The organism is Klebsiella sp. (genome assembly GCF_027492335.1).
Lineage (GTDB): Bacteria > Pseudomonadota > Gammaproteobacteria > Enterobacterales > Enterobacteriaceae > Klebsiella > Klebsiella huaxiensis.
The window spans coordinates 1-14,615 of the sequence record NZ_JAPUEW010000094.1 but is presented as its reverse complement, the minus strand read 5'-3'; the positions used below and the strand labels follow the sequence as shown (position 1 = coordinate 14,615).

15 protein-coding genes, 2 tRNA genes and 1 other RNA gene are annotated in these 14,615 nt (G+C 52.6%); 7 read left to right on the top strand and 11 right to left on the bottom strand.

Annotated elements, in window-relative coordinates; genetic code table 11:
- Window positions 1–63: 63 nt before the first annotated feature.
- Complete coding sequence (locus tag QVF11_RS25905; RefSeq protein WP_110277091.1) at window positions 64–450, top strand: MysB family protein; 387 nt, start codon at window positions 64–66, stop codon at window positions 448–450.
- Here QVF11_RS25905 and QVF11_RS25900 read toward each other — a convergent pair whose 3' ends face one another.
- From QVF11_RS25900 to mdoG, 3 genes are all read right to left on the bottom strand, one after another.
- Window positions 451–678: a YceK/YidQ family lipoprotein gene (locus tag QVF11_RS25900; protein ID WP_110277090.1), complete on the bottom strand. Its 228-nt coding sequence runs from the start codon at window positions 676–678 to the stop codon at window positions 451–453. It abuts the gene before it with no gap.
- Window positions 679–744: 66 nt separating this feature from the next.
- Window positions 745–3,273: a glucans biosynthesis glucosyltransferase MdoH gene (mdoH, locus tag QVF11_RS25895; protein ID WP_112217199.1), complete on the bottom strand. Its 2,529-nt coding sequence runs from the start codon at window positions 3,271–3,273 to the stop codon at window positions 745–747.
- The gene (gene mdoG, locus QVF11_RS25890; RefSeq protein ID WP_112217198.1) at window positions 3,266–4,819 is read right to left on the bottom strand and encodes a glucans biosynthesis protein MdoG; all 1,554 of its coding nucleotides are present in this window, start codon (window positions 4,817–4,819) and stop codon (window positions 3,266–3,268) included. Before mdoG ends, mdoH begins: the two co-directional genes overlap by 8 nt.
- Window positions 4,820–5,071: 252 nt before the next feature.
- Between mdoG and mdoC the strand changes: the two genes are divergently transcribed.
- Entirely contained in the window at window positions 5,072–6,232 is a 1,161-nt protein-coding gene (gene mdoC / locus QVF11_RS25885; RefSeq protein ID WP_287860418.1) for a glucans biosynthesis protein MdoC, read from the top strand.
- 39 nt (window positions 6,233–6,271) lie between these two features.
- On the opposite strand, the gene QVF11_RS25880 is transcribed toward mdoC, so the two are convergent.
- The 7 genes from QVF11_RS25880 to ghrA all read right to left on the bottom strand — a co-directional run bounded on the left by QVF11_RS25880 (window position 6,272) and on the right by ghrA (window position 11,067).
- Window positions 6,272–6,862 (bottom strand): TetR/AcrR family transcriptional regulator, encoded by a 591-nt coding sequence (locus QVF11_RS25880; RefSeq protein ID WP_142512403.1) that lies wholly within the window; start codon window positions 6,860–6,862, stop codon window positions 6,272–6,274.
- An 82-nt stretch (window positions 6,863–6,944) separates the two neighbouring features.
- Window positions 6,945–7,469 (bottom strand): O-acetyl-ADP-ribose deacetylase, encoded by a 525-nt coding sequence (gene ymdB, locus QVF11_RS25875; protein WP_112217195.1) that lies wholly within the window; start codon window positions 7,467–7,469, stop codon window positions 6,945–6,947.
- A gap of 89 nt (window positions 7,470–7,558) precedes the next feature.
- Window positions 7,559–7,864, bottom strand: a complete 306-nt coding sequence (locus QVF11_RS25870) for a type 1 fimbrial protein (protein ID WP_112217194.1) — start codon at window positions 7,862–7,864, stop codon at window positions 7,559–7,561.
- A gap of 278 nt (window positions 7,865–8,142) precedes the next feature.
- Window positions 8,143–8,625: a DUF1097 domain-containing protein gene (locus tag QVF11_RS25865; RefSeq protein ID WP_112217429.1), complete on the bottom strand. Its 483-nt coding sequence runs from the start codon at window positions 8,623–8,625 to the stop codon at window positions 8,143–8,145.
- Between the two features lie 106 nt (window positions 8,626–8,731).
- Entirely contained in the window at window positions 8,732–9,283 is a 552-nt protein-coding gene (locus QVF11_RS25860) for a TorD/DmsD family molecular chaperone (RefSeq protein WP_287860414.1), read from the bottom strand.
- Between the two features lie 22 nt (window positions 9,284–9,305).
- Window positions 9,306–10,043, bottom strand: a complete 738-nt coding sequence (locus QVF11_RS25855; protein ID WP_167492786.1) for a phosphatase — start codon at window positions 10,041–10,043, stop codon at window positions 9,306–9,308.
- Window positions 10,044–10,128: 85 nt separating this feature from the next.
- Window positions 10,129–11,067, bottom strand: coding sequence for a glyoxylate/hydroxypyruvate reductase GhrA (ghrA, locus tag QVF11_RS25850; RefSeq protein WP_287860412.1), 939 nt, complete (start codon window positions 11,065–11,067; stop codon window positions 10,129–10,131).
- Between the two features lie 268 nt (window positions 11,068–11,335).
- Here ghrA and QVF11_RS25845 point away from each other — a divergent pair.
- A tRNA-Ser gene (locus QVF11_RS25845) sits at window positions 11,336–11,423 on the top strand.
- 44 nt (window positions 11,424–11,467) lie between these two features.
- A non-coding RNA gene (locus QVF11_RS28750) (RtT sRNA) lies at window positions 11,468–11,603 on the top strand.
- A gap of 165 nt (window positions 11,604–11,768) precedes the next feature.
- Here the strand turns inward: QVF11_RS28750 and QVF11_RS25840 are convergent.
- Complete coding sequence (locus tag QVF11_RS25840; RefSeq protein ID WP_287860410.1) at window positions 11,769–12,674, bottom strand: LysR family transcriptional regulator; 906 nt, start codon at window positions 12,672–12,674, stop codon at window positions 11,769–11,771.
- A 114-nt stretch (window positions 12,675–12,788) separates the two neighbouring features.
- Here QVF11_RS25840 and QVF11_RS25835 point away from each other — a divergent pair, with 114 nt between their 5' ends.
- The 3 genes from QVF11_RS25835 to QVF11_RS25825 all read left to right on the top strand — a co-directional run bounded on the left by QVF11_RS25835 (window position 12,789) and on the right by QVF11_RS25825 (window position 14,579).
- The gene (locus QVF11_RS25835; RefSeq protein WP_142512400.1) at window positions 12,789–13,649 is read left to right on the top strand and encodes a pirin family protein; all 861 of its coding nucleotides are present in this window, start codon (window positions 12,789–12,791) and stop codon (window positions 13,647–13,649) included.
- A gap of 19 nt (window positions 13,650–13,668) precedes the next feature.
- The gene (locus tag QVF11_RS25830) at window positions 13,669–14,346 is read left to right on the top strand and encodes an isochorismatase family protein (protein ID WP_142512399.1); all 678 of its coding nucleotides are present in this window, start codon (window positions 13,669–13,671) and stop codon (window positions 14,344–14,346) included.
- A 145-nt stretch (window positions 14,347–14,491) separates the two neighbouring features.
- Window positions 14,492–14,579, top strand: a tRNA-Ser gene (locus QVF11_RS25825).
- Window positions 14,580–14,615 lie beyond the last annotated feature (36 nt).

Sequence of the window (14,615 nt, the reverse complement as noted above, 5' to 3'; positions counted from 1 at the left end):
CTTTGCCAACTGCCTTCTATAGATTGAATCGTGTTCATTTCTATTCTTCTTAGGGGGTTAGCCATGCCAAAGGATTCGATGTTCTATGCCACGCTCGAAGAAGCTATCGATGCGGCCCGTGAAGAGTTTCTTGTTAATAATCCGGATAGCGACGAAGAGAGCGCCAACGTCGAGCAATTAAATATTCAAAAATACGTGCTGCAGGATGGGGATATCGCCTGGCAAGCAGAGTTTTTTGCCGATGAAGATGAGCAAGGCGAATGTCTGCCAATACTTAGCGGCCAGGCAGCACAAAGTGTTTTTGATGGTGACTATGATGAGATTGAGCTTCGTCAGGAGTGGCTGGAAGAAAATACGCTGCATGAGTGGGACGAAGGTGAATTTCAGCTCGAACCCTCTCTTGACACCGAAGAGGGCCAGGCCGCTGCCGATGAATGGGATGAACGCTAATTAATTGTAGGGACCATGGCTGGCGTCCAGCGGCAACAGTAGCGTATCAAACACCAGCGAAAAGGGCAGATCGAGAATCGTGATATAGCGCCATGAGGAATCACGCACATCCCACTGTACGCCGGGATAATACTGGTTTCCATGTCCCTGCCCCGGCACCGTGCGACTGATAATGCTACCGCAGCCGCTGAGAACCAGCGTCATGGCGATAACCAGTAAAACTCTCATCTATAACCTCTATTTTCAGGTAAAAAAATACCGGCATTTTTGCCGGTATTTTCCTTTACGTACGGCTTACTTCACTTTCAACGCCAACGGATTCAACGTCAATTGCTGGTAGGTATCCACCCACGAAGAGTATTTCTCCGGCGCGGCCCACACGCGATAGTGCAAACGCGACATTGTAACCGGATCGCTCAGCAACACCAGACGACGATCGCGATTGAGTTTATCCGGCGTCTCGTTCAATGCCTGTTCGACATGACGTTCACGGGCGATATCCAGAATATGACCATGGCGGTGACGCGCAGTTGCCATTGCCGTTGCCAATGCGTTGAATGATGGATTAAACACGGCATGCATAAAACCATCGTCCAGAGAACGCTGACGATTCAGCGTCAGGTACGCATCGGTATCTTTCAGCACCTGCGGTGGCGAATACTCTTCCGGGATCAGGAATAGCTTACAGCGCTTACTGCGCAGACCTAGCGTGGCACGGCTGGAGAGGGCCGACACGAACGGCGACAGAATCAGCGAAACCACGATCGGCGCCAGCCAGAACAGGAAACGCAGATCCAACCACGCCATACCGACCGCCCAGACCAGGCCCAGCAGCATCTGTGAACCATGGCGCATAAACGCCTCGCCCCACGGAGTCGAGTCATCATCGCGCTGCGGTGAGTTCCAGACCACTTCCCAACCAAGAAACGCACTGACCACAAACACGGTGTGGAACAGCATACGCACCGGCGCCAGCAGTACTGAGAAGAGCACTTCCAACAGCAGCGAAAGAGTGACGCGGAGGAATCCACCGTACTCTTTCGAGCCTTTGCACCATACCAGAATGATACTCAGCAACTTCGGCAGGAACAACAACACCATCGTTGACGCAAAAAGCGCGATAGCCAGCTCCGGACGCCACTGCGGCCAGACCGGGAACAGCTGTCGCGGCTGCAGGAAGTATTGCGGTTCGGTCAATGCATGCACCACCTGTAAGGCGGTTGAGAGCGCAAGGAACATAAACCACAGCGGTGCCGACAGATAGGACATGACGCCAGTCAGAAATACCGCGCGGTGAACCGGGTGCATCCCCTTAACCAGGAACAGGCGGAAGTTCATCAGGTTTCCCTGACACCAGCGACGATCGCGCTTCAGTTCGTCCAGCAGGTTTGGCGGCAGCTCTTCATAAGAGCCTGGAAGATCGTAGGCAATCCATACCCCCCACCCGGCACGACGCATCAATGCAGCTTCAACGAAGTCGTGCGACAGAATCGAACCTGCGAAGTTACCCTCACCAGGCAACGGTGCCAGGGCACAGTGCTCGATAAACGGTTTTACGCGAATGATAGCGTTATGGCCCCAGTAGTGCGATTCACCTAACTGCCAGAAGTGCAGGCCAGCGGTGAACAACGGGCCATAAACGCGGGTGGCAAACTGCTGGCAGCGAGCGTAGAGCGTATCCATACCGGATGCGCGCGGCGATGACTGGATAATACCGGCATTCGGATTCGCTTCCATCAAGCGCACCAGACCGCTCAGGCATTCACCGCTCATCACGGAGTCGGCATCCAGCACGACCATATAGCTATACTGACTACCCCAGCGGCGGCAGAAATCATCGATGTTGCCGCTTTTACGTTTCACGCGGCGGCGGCGGCGGCGATAGAATATCTGCCCTTCCCCCTGCACTTCAGCAATCAGCTCCATCCACGCTTTTTGCTCAGCCACGCAAATATCCGGGTTGTAGCTATCGCTGAGAATATAGACGTCAAAGTGCTCAGCATTCCCGGAAGCTTTTACCGATTCCCAGGTTGCGCGCAGACCAGCGAAAACACGATCAACGTCTTCGTTGCAGATAGGCATAATGAGCGCAGTACGATGCTCCGGATTCAGCGCCTCATCACCCACCGTCGAAGCAGAGATACTGTATTTATCACGCCCAATTAGCAGTTGCAGGAAGCCCATCAGCGCCGTCCAGAACCCAGCGGAAACCCAGCAGAAAAGCACGGCGAACAGAATCAGAATCCCCGACTGCAGCACATACGGCAGCAGTTGCATAAAGGAGACCCACAGGTTCTGCCCTACCATATCTGCCGGGTTGATCAGCGCCCAGCCCTGATAAGGCAGAATAGTTTTCATGTACCAGGTCGCCACGACGGTCTGCGCCAGCGTCAACAACAGCAGGATGTAGCGACGAATCGAGCCGACGGTACGCCATTTCTGCTCGCTCTCCTGCTCTTCTTTCGTCAGACGAGAAAGATAGCGTGGGGTGACGTCACGCCCACGCAGCCGGTCCCAGAAGCGCCCGACCGGGTTAGTACGCCAGGGGTCCGGGAACATAGAGGAACGTTTTGCCTTCGGCATCGCATTCAACTGAGTACGCCCTTCGTCATCCTTCATCAACTGGTCACCAGCCAGTGAATCCGGCCAGCTGTGTTCCAGTCGTGATTTTACTGACCCTAGCGGCGAGTCATCTTCACGCTTATAGACATGATGTTCAGCGTCCAGTGCTTCATGTACGGCCTGCAGACTGGCGTCAGGCAACGCGGCTTTTTCTGCATCCGACAGCGGCAATGCGTCGATGTACTTCGTTATCTTATTCATTAGCAGGCAGCTGATAGCTCCAGGTTTCACTCAGCGTCTGATCGGCATTGACCAGCGCAGCACGCATTTCCGTCGTTTTCTTCGGATCTTTTACTTTCACGCGAAGGATCATACGCCAGCCTTTAGTTACCGGATTATAGCGCACCGTATTTTCAACGATTTCAGCGTTATCGCCGATACTTGCCTGAGCGGTTATCGCGGTGTCAGCGGGCAGTTTTTTCATCTCAGTGCCGGTAAAATCGACGATAAAGGCGATGGTACCATCCGGCTGGCGAATCAGATTCGATTGCTTCACGTCACCAGTGGAACGACGAGTCTGCATCACATACGCGTTATCTGGCGCATGCAGTTTGTCTTCATCGCGACTGAAGGTGATGGTGTATTTGAAGTTCATCTCTTTGCCTGGCTCCGGCAATTGGTCCGGCGTCCAGTAGGTGACGATATTATCGTTGGTCTCGTCATTGGTCGGAATTTCAACCAGTTCGATTTTACCTTTACCCCAGTCGCCTTTTGGCGTGATCCACGCGCTTGGACGCAGGTCGTAGCGATCGTCAAGATCCTCGAAACGAGAGAATTGGCGGCCACGCTGCAGCAGCCCGAAGCCTTGCGGGTTTTCCATCGCATAGCTACTGACGGCCAGATGTTTTGGATTATTCAGCGGACGCCAGATCCATTCACCATTTCCGGCGAGGATTGAGAGACCGTTGGAATCATGCAGCGCCGGGCGATAGTTGGTCGTCGGAGACGGCTGGTGCGGCCCAAACAGGAACATGCTGGTCAGTGGAGCAACACCCAGCTTGCCTACTTTGTCGCGCAGGTAGACCTTCGATTGCACGTCAACAACAGTGTCGCGGCCCGGCATCACCACAAAGCGATAGGCTCCGGTTGCGCGGGGAGAATCCAGCAGCGCATAAATCGTCAGGCGTTTATCCGTAGCTTTCGGACGTTCAATCCAGAACTCACGAAAACGCGGGAATTCTTCGCCAGAAGGCAGCGCAGTATCGATAGCAAGTCCACGGGCAGAAAGCCCATATACCTGGCCCTGACCCAGTACGCGGAAGTAGCTTGCTCCGAGCATGCTGACAATTTCGTCGTTCTTATCTTTGCTATTGATCGGATACAGGACTTTAAAGCCAGCAAAGCCCAGGTCTTTAACCGTGTCTTTGTCGTGCTGAACATTACCAAAATTGAAATAATCCGGGTTATATTTAATTTTACGCACGCTGGTGGCAGTCACTTCATTAATGGTGACCGGCGTGTCGAAATACATCCCCTGGTGGTAAAACTCAAGCTTGAACGGGCTTTTAAGATTATTCCAATAGGCTTTATCGTGATTAAACTGAATTTGCTGATAATCCGCATACTTCATATCGCGGAAAGCAGAGGGCAGGTTACTTTTCGGCGCTTCATAGCCTTTGCCAGCTAACGTTTGAGCCTCTTTTGCAACGTCATCAATGCTGAATGCCCATGCAGATGAAGTACACAGGGACAACATTACGGCTGCGCTTAACCAACGCATTTTCATCATCTGTGGTTTATGTTTCATATAAGTAAGCACTTCCCCCTTTGTGTGCTTAAATCGATCCGATCTATTTTAATGGAAACTCAGGCATTCCGACAACATAATCCCTGCATTGTTCGGCCTGGCGGCACAGGGAATAAACAGTTCACTGCCCCGACTGCACTTTGCGTGCTTATCCTGGAGACAGATAACCAGAGTTCATGTAGGGTTGCAGAGAATTTAAAGGTTATCACGTTGAGTGATAAGACGAATTGTCTGAGAATGTAGTGATATTGTATGAATAATACTCCGGTACAGCGTGAATATTTTTTCGATAGCATCCGCGCGTGGCTGATGCTGTTGGGGATACCTTTTCATATCTCGCTCATTTACTCCAGCCACAGCTGGCATGTAAACAGCGTAGAGCCCTCATGGTGGTTGACGTTGTTTAACGATTTCATCCATGCTTTTCGGATGCAGGTCTTCTTTGTGATTTCCGGTTATTTTTCCTACATGCTTTTTCTGCGCTATCCGCTCAAGAAATGGTGGAAAGTGCGCGTTGAGCGCGTAGGCATTCCTATGCTAACCGCCATTCCACTGCTGACCTTGCCGCAGTTTATTATGCTGCAGTACGTCAACGGCAAGGCTGGAAACTGGCATACCCTCTCGGGATATGACAAGTTTAACACCCTGGCCTGGGAACTAATTTCACACCTGTGGTTTTTGTTAGTGCTGGTGGTTCTGACGACGCTCGGCGTGGTGATGTTTAAGTGGTTGACGCGTCGACGTTCTACCGCTGCGCCATCCTTTGGTGACACCGTCACAATGGGCCAGCTATCGATGATTTTTCTGGCGCTCGGCGTACTTTATGCGGTGATTCGTCGCACCCTGTTTATGGTTTACCCGCCTGTTCTTAGTAATGGCCTGTTCAACTTTATTGTTATGCAGACGCTTTTCTATCTGCCTTTCTTTATTCTTGGCGCCCAGACGTTTATTAACTCTCGCCTGAAAGCGATGTTTACCACCTCATCACCCTGGTGCTTTGTTGGGGCGCTGCTGGGCTTTATCGCCTATCGCCTGAATCAGCAGTATGGGTCTGGCGATGGCTGGATGTATGAAACAGAATACGTCATCACCATGGTTCTTGGCCTTTGGATGGTCAACGTCGTCTTTTCCCTTGGCCACCGGTTGCTAAACTTCCAGTCCACGCGAGTCACCTATTTCGTCAACGCTTCACTCTTTATCTATTTGGTCCACCATCCACTGACCTTACTCTATGGCGCATGGATAACCCCGGTGATTAAATCGAACACCTTAGGGTTTATTACCGGGCTGGTCTTTGTTGTTGGGATTGCGCTGATTCTGTATGAAATCCATCTGCGAATACCGCTCCTGCGCTTCCTTTTCTCCGGAAAGTTCCAACAAAAAACAGCTAAACCACAGATTTCAGTGGGTTGATAAAGTCAAAAGCTGCCGTCTATTTTGCGTCCGGCAGCTCTACTCTTTCATGAACAACAGATGAAATACGTTGCGGTAAAGCGCCTCCATCGCCGTCTTATCAACTGTCGAGGTCGTTGCCAGTTCACACCGATAGGCTGCGCCTTCAGTTAAGATCGCGATAAATTCACAGGCGACATTAATTTGTTCTGCGCTCATTTCAGGATGATAGTGTCGGGTCAGTCGCCCACCCTCTTCTTTCAGACGACGATCGGCTTGATGCATAATTTCACGCAGGCGGGGATTTCTGGATGCTTCCGCGTTAATTTCCATCAACAGATAATTATCGGTTTTTGTGTCATCGGTCGCTGGGATCACGCCAGCTAAAACTGAGGCCATCCGGACCAAATCATGGTTTCCGGCCACCATCTCGCCAACCCTGGCATTGACGATTTCACTGACGATCGCTTCAACGATCTCTTCTTTGCTGGCAAAGATGCGATACAACTGCCCTACGCTCAGACCTGCCTGACGCGCAATGTCCGCGACGGAGGCACCATGCAGTCCCTTTTCCGCCAAACATTTCTGTGCTGCAGCCACAATTTCCGCACGGCGAATCTGTTGTTTATGCAGTACTTTCCCTTCAGCCACGCGTAAATCTCCAGTGATGATAATTTCCTGCGAATGCGGGAAACTATCATATCTTATTCCTGCAACGGATCTGTATAACGAACTACTGCGTCTGAAGCAATCGGGTATAAATGCCAGCCGTTTCAGCATCGAAACAGACAAAAATGACGCGTTCCAGAGGGTTGTAGCGAGTGAGAAACGCATTTACCGTGCGTACGGCAATTTCTGCCGCAGCGTCTTTAGGATATCCATAAACGCCAGTGCTGATAGCGGGAAATGCAATTGAGCGATAGTTATTTGCTGAAGCCAGCAGCAGGCTATTTTTATAAGCGTCTGCCAGCAACTCTGCCTCCTGCCTGTCGCCGCCGCGCCAAACTGGCCCTACGGTGTGAATGACCGCGCTGGCAGGTAGATTTCCTGCGACGGTAATGACTGCATGACCTGGAGGGCATTCTCCCTGCTGTTGAAGCACGATTTTACAGGCGGCCAGCAGTTCAGGGCCGGCAGCGCGATGAATCGCGCCGTCTACCCCACCGCCGCCAAGCAATGAAGGATTTGCGGCGTTGACGATAACATCGACCGCAAGCGTTGTAATGTCGCCGAGAATAACCTCAGGTTGAACAGCCATTTCCCCTCCTGCCGGCATACGTCTAAAGATAAATACTTGAGGATAATATGGCATGATAGCCCCCAGGACGAAAGCCTGGGGGCAGACTGTTACCGATAATCAACGTCGAGAATTGCAAGGGTGTGTTGCGGGTTAATGTATCTTAACTTCGCCGAGCGGATGTTTTCGTTATGAATATTTCCATTTTCAAGCTGCTGAGCCGAGATCCGTACCGTCTTCGCCCTGGGGCAATCCATAACAACTCGATTGCCTGTTGCATTAAGTTGGCAAGGTGCTTCTACAACCTGCCCGTAGAAATGGATGACGCCAGCCTGCACCTGCTCCGCCATGGCCGGGCTAAATAACGTGGGTAAAACACACAAAGCGGCAACTAACGCGCATTTGTATTTTTTCATGATAAAACTCCTCTGCATTTCTGCATAGCTATCAAAAAGCACAAGCCATCCATGAGTGCATTGGGTCATTTTTATTTACAAAGACACATTTATATTAACAAAACAAAAACAAATTTATTCAATTTACATCAATTTTGTTAACAAAATCGATTCACTGACTGACGGTACAGTGGCTCAAGAACGTGTAGACGGGAGGGAGGTTTAATGAAAGGAATACCGGGCACAAAAAAACAGGGCCTGAAGCCCTGTTTTAAGGTAAACGTGTGATTTATACGCGATTAGCTGTTTTCGTTAGCCAGTGATTTATTTTTCGCGGCTCGCGCCGCCAGCCACAGCCCGCTATTTTTCATGGCGTAGCCAAAGACCAGGCCCAATGCCAGCGAAGGTACCGCCAAACGCCAGTCGCCGTTGGTCGCAAACGTCGCGCATGCACCAATAAACGTACCGGGTACGAAGGAGAGCAGCAGCTGACGCGCTTGTATGCACATCAGAAACGCCACGATACCTGTCATAACATAGCTCAGGATTTCCAACTGTGGCGCCAGCGCGCTGCCATAAATAATCACCAGCGCCCATATCACGCCGCTCATGACCGTACAGGCGGAAATGAGCAGCCCTTTCAGCCCACCTTGCGGACAAGCAAAGTAAGCGGTGCAGCCGAGGAAACCCGCCCAGCTCAGCAGGCCAAGCGCGACAGCCACCCATCCCCAAATTCCGGAGAGAATGCCAGTCGTTAATGCGATTGCGAAGAGTATGTTCATAGTGCGCATCATAGCAGATACGCACCTGGCAAATGCGACATAGAACACATTATGTAAGATATGTGATTTTTCGTTGCATTAAATTTGTGACTTTAATCACAAATTATTATTCATTTTCTTCCTGCAGCTCATCCCACATTGCAGAGAGAGCTTCGCGGGTCAGCGGTGCCATAGTACGCCAGAATGGCGTAGTCGCATGCGCTTCAACTTTACCAAGGAAGGCCCCACACCACGGCAGAATATAGTCGGCAAACAACGTTTCCAGAGTCTCGCTTTCATCCTCAGTGACATGATCTTCCAGCCATGAGGCAGACAGCAGCAGCGATCCGATATGATCCGTTGCGCTTTCTCCGGTTGGGATCCCATGTGCACTCAGAAAACCACGAACTTCAGCTTCTGTCGCCCCTTCCACCCATGCGCTACGGTAAGGCGCAACGCTGCACTCTTTACCAACAAACAGGGCATTATATTCAGCGGCCAGCGACTGCATATCACAACTCTTTTGCAGACGCTCCAGCAGCTCATCCTGCTCCAGCGGCCAGCTCGCCGCCAGCTTCCCTTCACGAATAAGGGTAAACAGCGGGACCAGCAGCGGGTCCTGCGGCTGACGGTTGTACAGTGAACCCAGCACGCGGCAGAGGATAGAAAACTCGTTCATTCATTTCTTCCAGTTATTCAAATTAAAGTTCAGCAAATTCAGGGATCGCCGCCATTCCTCGTGATTCAAGGAAATCAAGCATACGCCGAGGTGTCACGTTAAGAATGCGATCCTCCGGGAAATCAACGGCATCAAGGATCTTACGGCATTCGGTAAATTCGCCCAGCGTGAATGCGGTATGGGAATCCGACCCCAGCGCAACCCAGCCTCCGGCATCACGCACGGCCTGCGCGACGGCACGGCAATTATCTTCACTTCCAATGCGCGATGAGACAAAAGATGAGTTATTGATCTCCAGCGCAACATGGTATTTCGCCGCCGCAGCAGCAATGGCCGGGATATCAACGGGGAATTTGGGATTACCGGGATGGCTAATAATATGCACTGCGCCGCTGGCCATGGTGGCGATCATCGCCTCCGTATGGGTCGCTTTATCCTGAGGCGGGAACACCGGCTCGTGGAAACCTGCAATAATCAGGTCCAGAGAGGTGAGCATTGGACCGGTACAGTCTATTTCGCCCTGTGTGTTTTTGATGTTGGCTTCGATGCCGCGCAGAATGCCAATACCATCCACCAGCCGCGGCCAGATGCGCATGTTGATGAAATGCCAGTAATGTGGCGCATCAGCCATATCAGGGCCATGGTCGGTAATGGCAAAGAGTTTGATCCCCTTGCGCTTTGCTTCGGCAATATAATCGTGCAGGGTACTGTAAGCGTGGGTGCTGGCAATGGTATGCATGTGCAGGTCAACAGGATACATCACATTCTCCTTCTCTGTTTGTGGCAAGAATAGCAGGAATATGCGCTCATGATCAGCAAAAACCCCGCCGCAGCGGGGTTATCTCTTAGTATCCTCGCTGGCGATCGACCTGCCCGCTTACCGTTTCGCCTCGTTCCAGTTGGCCGATAGTTCCTGCAATATAAGCAATGGCTTCCTGAGGCCGAGTGACAGCTGCAACATGAGGCGTCATCGCAACCCGTGGATGCGCCCAAAGCGGGCTCTCTTTCGGTAATGGTTCGCGGCTGAACACATCAAGCATAGCTCCTTTAAGCTTACCGCTATCCAGCGCCGCCAGCAGATCGTCTTCAACCACATGAACTCCACGCGCCAGATTCAGCACATAGCTATTATCCGGAAGCTGCGCCAACAGCGTTTTATCAATAATGCCAACAGTTTCCGCAGTGTTAGGCAACAGGTTAATCAGCACGCGAGTGCTGCTCAGAAATTCGCCCAGTTCTTCTGCTCCAGCAAAACTCGTCACCTGCGGCCAGAACTTACGGCTACGGCTCCAACTGCGCAGCGGAAAGCCCCACGCTTGCAGCCCTTCTGCCACTTTAGCGCCTAGCACGCCCGCGCCCATAATCCCGATAGTAAACTCCTCGCGAGGATACTCATCCAGGGGCTGCCAGCGGGCTTCCTGCTTTAATGCCAGGTAATCATCAAAACGACGGAACCAGTGCAGAACCTGGCTCACAGCATATTCTTGCATCTGCAAGCCCATGCCGGTGTCTTCCAGACGGAATAACGGAATCGACAGCGGCAGCATTTCCGGATGTTCCCGCAGCTTGCTAAGGATTGAATCGACGCCAGCGCCAAGGGCAAAGACCGCCTTTAAGTCACGCCCTTGCAACATTTCTACCGGAGGATGCCAGACCAACGCATAGTCGGCGGATTGGTTATCACCCGGTTTCCACTCGCGCACTCGCGAACCGGGCAGTTGCTTCTCCAACTCCGTAATCCAGTACGAAGTGTCAAACGTCGGGTGGTAAAAAATAATCTCCATGATGGCTCCTGATAGCCGACGACTTAGGCAGGTTACGTTAGCGTCGTGTTTTATTCATTGTTTTCTATTGGTTTGTCAGCATAGCAAATTTCGTCTGGCTATCGTGTTAAAAAAGAAATGGTGACAAAAAAAACGATTCTCGCGCATTTAGAAGGCAAGTTGCTTGAAGTTTGGCTAAACGCACGGTTTTTTAAAAAAGTTGATTGACGAGACTTACGTATTTCCCTAAATTAGCGCCCGTTCCCGGCAGCAACGGGAATGACAATATGGTGAGGTGTCCGAGTGGCTGAAGGAGCACGCCTGGAAAGTGTGTATACGGCAACGTATCGGGGGTTCGAATCCCCCCCTCACCGCCATATTTTAAGAAGAGCTCGTACGCAAGTACGGGCTTTTTTTTCGTATGTTGCACCCCACCGGGGGGATGAGAAGCCCCGACCGGGGTTCGACAACTGGCGCAGCCAGTTGGACAGATGACGAGCCTGCGAGGAAGCTGCCCGCAGGGCGAGCGAAGCGAGTCAATCCCCCCCTCACCGCCATATTTTAAGAAGAGCTCGTACGCAAGTACGGGCTTTTTTTTCGCATGTTGCACCCCACCATCCGGTAGCCCGGACAGGCGCATCGCGCCGCCTCCGGGAACAGCCACTCTTCTGCGGCTTCAGACTATCTCCGATAGCGCTGCTCCTTACGGATTTTATCAAATCCTAATCCTCCTCCATCCGCTGATACTCTTCGCTCAGGAAATCAACCAGCGCCCTGACCGACGGCAGCAGTCCACGACGAGAGGCAAAAACCGCATGGATCACCTCCCTGCGCGGTTGCCACTCATCAAGCACAACCACCAGCTCCCCTGCCGCCAGCTGATCGCGCACCATTAATAAAGGAAGCTGCACCACACCAACTCCGGCAACCGCCGCTTCTCGCAGCGCCAGCATATCCGTTGTTACCATCCGGGGAGTGAAATAGACCTCCGCCTGCGCGCCCTCGGGACCGGTTAGTTGCCAGTGATGTTGATGTTTTCCTGCACCGATACTTAACCCCGGCCATTCGCTGAGTTCAGACGGTGCCTGGGGCACGCCCAGCCGCTCAACTAATGTTGGACTCGCCACCAGCCGATGTCCACGGTCGGCCAATACGCGCATCACCAGATCGCTATCTTCTATAGGCCTTGGCCGCACGCGAATAGCCACATCGACGCCTTCCCCCACTACATCAACCCGTCGGTTCGTCGCTTCCAATAATAGCGTTACCCCCGGATGACGCTGCATAAACCTCGCCAGCATCGGGCCGATGTGCACATGCAAAAGCGTCACCGGGCAGGTCAGCCTCACGCTGCCGCACGGCTCTGAACGCAGCGTTTCCACCGCCTGTTCAGCCGCCTCCGCCTCTATCAACATCGCTTTGCAGTGTTGATAAAAGGTTTGTCCGACCTCGGTCACCGCAAACTGCCGGGTAGTACGCTGAATCAGACGCACCCCGAGACGTTCTTCAAGCTGAGCAATCCGGCGGCTTAATTTTGATTTAGGCTGATCGAGCGCTCTTCCTGCCGCAGCAAAGCCACCGTGATCGACCACCTGGACAAACCAGGCTAAATCGTTGAGATCCTGCATCCTTCCTCCATCGTTCCATTTTTAGAACAGTATAGGCCATTTTCACTATCTACCGGGCAATTAGAACTGAATATATGCTTATTCACATCAGAAACAGACATGCAGGAGACCACCATGAAACAGATTACTGGCATCTATACCGCCCCCTCGCAGCACTGGGTAGGCGACGGTTTCCCGGTTCGTTCGATGTTCTCTTATCAGACTCACGGCGAACAGCTAAGCCCCTTCCTGCTGCTTGACTATGCTGGCCCGCACCACTTCCCGGCTGGGACAGAGAAACGCGGCGTTGGTGAGCATCCGCATCGCGGATTTGAAACCGTCACCGTCGTTTATTCAGGGGAAGTAGAGCACCGAGATTCTACCGGTCGGGGCGGCGTTATTGGCCCCGGTGATGTGCAGTGGATGACGGCAGGTGCCGGAATACTGCACGAAGAGTTCCACTCGGCGAATTTCACCCGAACCGGCGGCGAGCTGAAAATGATTCAGCTCTGGGTCAACCTTCCGGCCAAAGACAAGATGACGAATCCGGGATATCAGAGCATCACCGCTGATGCGATCCCTGACGTTGCTCTGGCGGATAACGCGGGTCGTATGCGGGTCATTGCGGGCCGCTACGGCGATGTTGTCGGACCGGCGCATACCTTTTCGCCGCTCAATGTCTGGGACCTGCAGCTTAATCAGGGTCAGGACATAACGCTGCATCAGCCCGATGGCTGGAGCACCGCACTGGTCGTGCTGGAAGGTGAAGTTAAGGTGAACGGAGAGGGAAGCGCTCGTGAAGGCCAACTGGTGGTGCTCAGCCAGAAAGGGGAATCACTCCACCTTGAGGTGAGTTCCAACGCAAAAGTCCTGCTGATGGCCGGCGAGCCACTACAGGAACCAATTGTCGGTTACGGCCCATTTGTGATGAATACCAAAGCGCAAATCGCGGAAGCCGTTCGTGATTTTAACAGCGGCCGCTTCGGCCAAATCTAATATTACAGAGGTGAATAGTATGTCGACTCCAGCTAACTTTAACGGTTCTCGTCCGGTGATTGACGTGAATGATACCGCCATGTTGTTGATTGACCATCAGAGCGGCCTGTTTCAAACCGTCGGCGACATGCCGATGCCGGAGCTGCGCGCCCGCGCCGCTGCGTTGGCAAAAATGGCGTCATTAGCAGGGATCCCGGTGATCACCACGGCATCAGTCCCGCAGGGGCCAAACGGCCCACTGATCCCGGAGATTCACCAGAACGCACCGCACGCGAAATATATTGCGCGTAAGGGCGAGATCAACGCCTGGGATAACCCGGAATTTGTAGACGCAGTAAAAGCAACCGGACGTAAGACGCTGATTATTGCCGGTACGATTACCAGCGTCTGCATGGCGTTCCCGTCCATTGCCGCCGTTGCCGATGGTTATAAGGTCTTCGCCGTGATTGACGCTTCCGGTACCTACAGCAAAATGGCGCAGGAAATCACCCTCGCCCGCGTGGTTCAGGCAGGCGTGGTGCCAATGGATACCGCCGCAGTCGCTTCCGAGCTACAGCGTACCTGGAATCGCCCGGATGCCGCAGAGTGGGCTGAGGTTTATACCAAAATCTTCCCGGCATACCAGTTACTGATCGAGAGCTACGCCAAAGCGCAGGACGTGGTGAAAAACAACGAACGGCTTGATTCACAGCGTTAAAATGCCTGCCCTGCCGCCCGTCGGCGGGGTAGTGTTCATTGCTTGACCGAACGGTAAAGAAAGAGTAAATACTGCTTGACCGTTTTAGCGCAACTCCCTATAGTAGCGCCCCGTTGCCCACCTAAGGTGAGCAGCAAAACAATATGGTGAGGTGTCCGAGTGGCTGAAGGAGCACGCCTGGAAAGTGTGTATACGGCAACGTATCGGGGGTTCGAATCCCCCCCTCACCGCCATATTTTAAGAAGAGCTCGTACGCAAGTACGGGCTTT

Bases quoted from the DNA above. Each gene is read 5' to 3' on its own strand.
- QVF11_RS25905 (WP_110277091.1), top strand. From the start codon at position 64: ATGCCAAAGGATTCGATGTTCTATGCCACGCTCGAAGAAGCTATCGAT.
- QVF11_RS25900 (WP_110277090.1), bottom strand. From the start codon at position 678: ATGAGAGTTTTACTGGTTATCGCCATGACGCTGGTTCTCAGCGGCTGC.
- mdoH (WP_112217199.1), bottom strand. From the start codon at position 3,273: ATGAATAAGATAACGAAGTACATCGACGCATTGCCGCTGTCGGATGCA.
- mdoG (WP_112217198.1), bottom strand. From the start codon at position 4,819: ATGAAACATAAACCACAGATGATGAAAATGCGTTGGTTAAGCGCAGCC.
- mdoC (WP_287860418.1), top strand. From the start codon at position 5,072: ATGAATAATACTCCGGTACAGCGTGAATATTTTTTCGATAGCATCCGC.
- ymdB (WP_112217195.1), bottom strand. From the start codon at position 7,469: ATGGCTGTTCAACCTGAGGTTATTCTCGGCGACATTACAACGCTTGCG.
- QVF11_RS25870 (WP_112217194.1), bottom strand. From the start codon at position 7,864: ATGAAAAAATACAAATGCGCGTTAGTTGCCGCTTTGTGTGTTTTACCC.
- QVF11_RS25865 (WP_112217429.1), bottom strand. From the start codon at position 8,625: ATGAACATACTCTTCGCAATCGCATTAACGACTGGCATTCTCTCCGGA.
- QVF11_RS25860 (WP_287860414.1), bottom strand. From the start codon at position 9,283: ATGAACGAGTTTTCTATCCTCTGCCGCGTGCTGGGTTCACTGTACAAC.
- QVF11_RS25855 (WP_167492786.1), bottom strand. From the start codon at position 10,043: ATGTATCCTGTTGACCTGCACATGCATACCATTGCCAGCACCCACGCT.
- ghrA (WP_287860412.1), bottom strand. From the start codon at position 11,067: ATGGAGATTATTTTTTACCACCCGACGTTTGACACTTCGTACTGGATT.
- QVF11_RS25840 (WP_287860410.1), bottom strand. From the start codon at position 12,674: ATGCAGGATCTCAACGATTTAGCCTGGTTTGTCCAGGTGGTCGATCAC.
- QVF11_RS25835 (WP_142512400.1), top strand. From the start codon at position 12,789: ATGAAACAGATTACTGGCATCTATACCGCCCCCTCGCAGCACTGGGTA.
- QVF11_RS25830 (WP_142512399.1), top strand. From the start codon at position 13,669: ATGTCGACTCCAGCTAACTTTAACGGTTCTCGTCCGGTGATTGACGTG.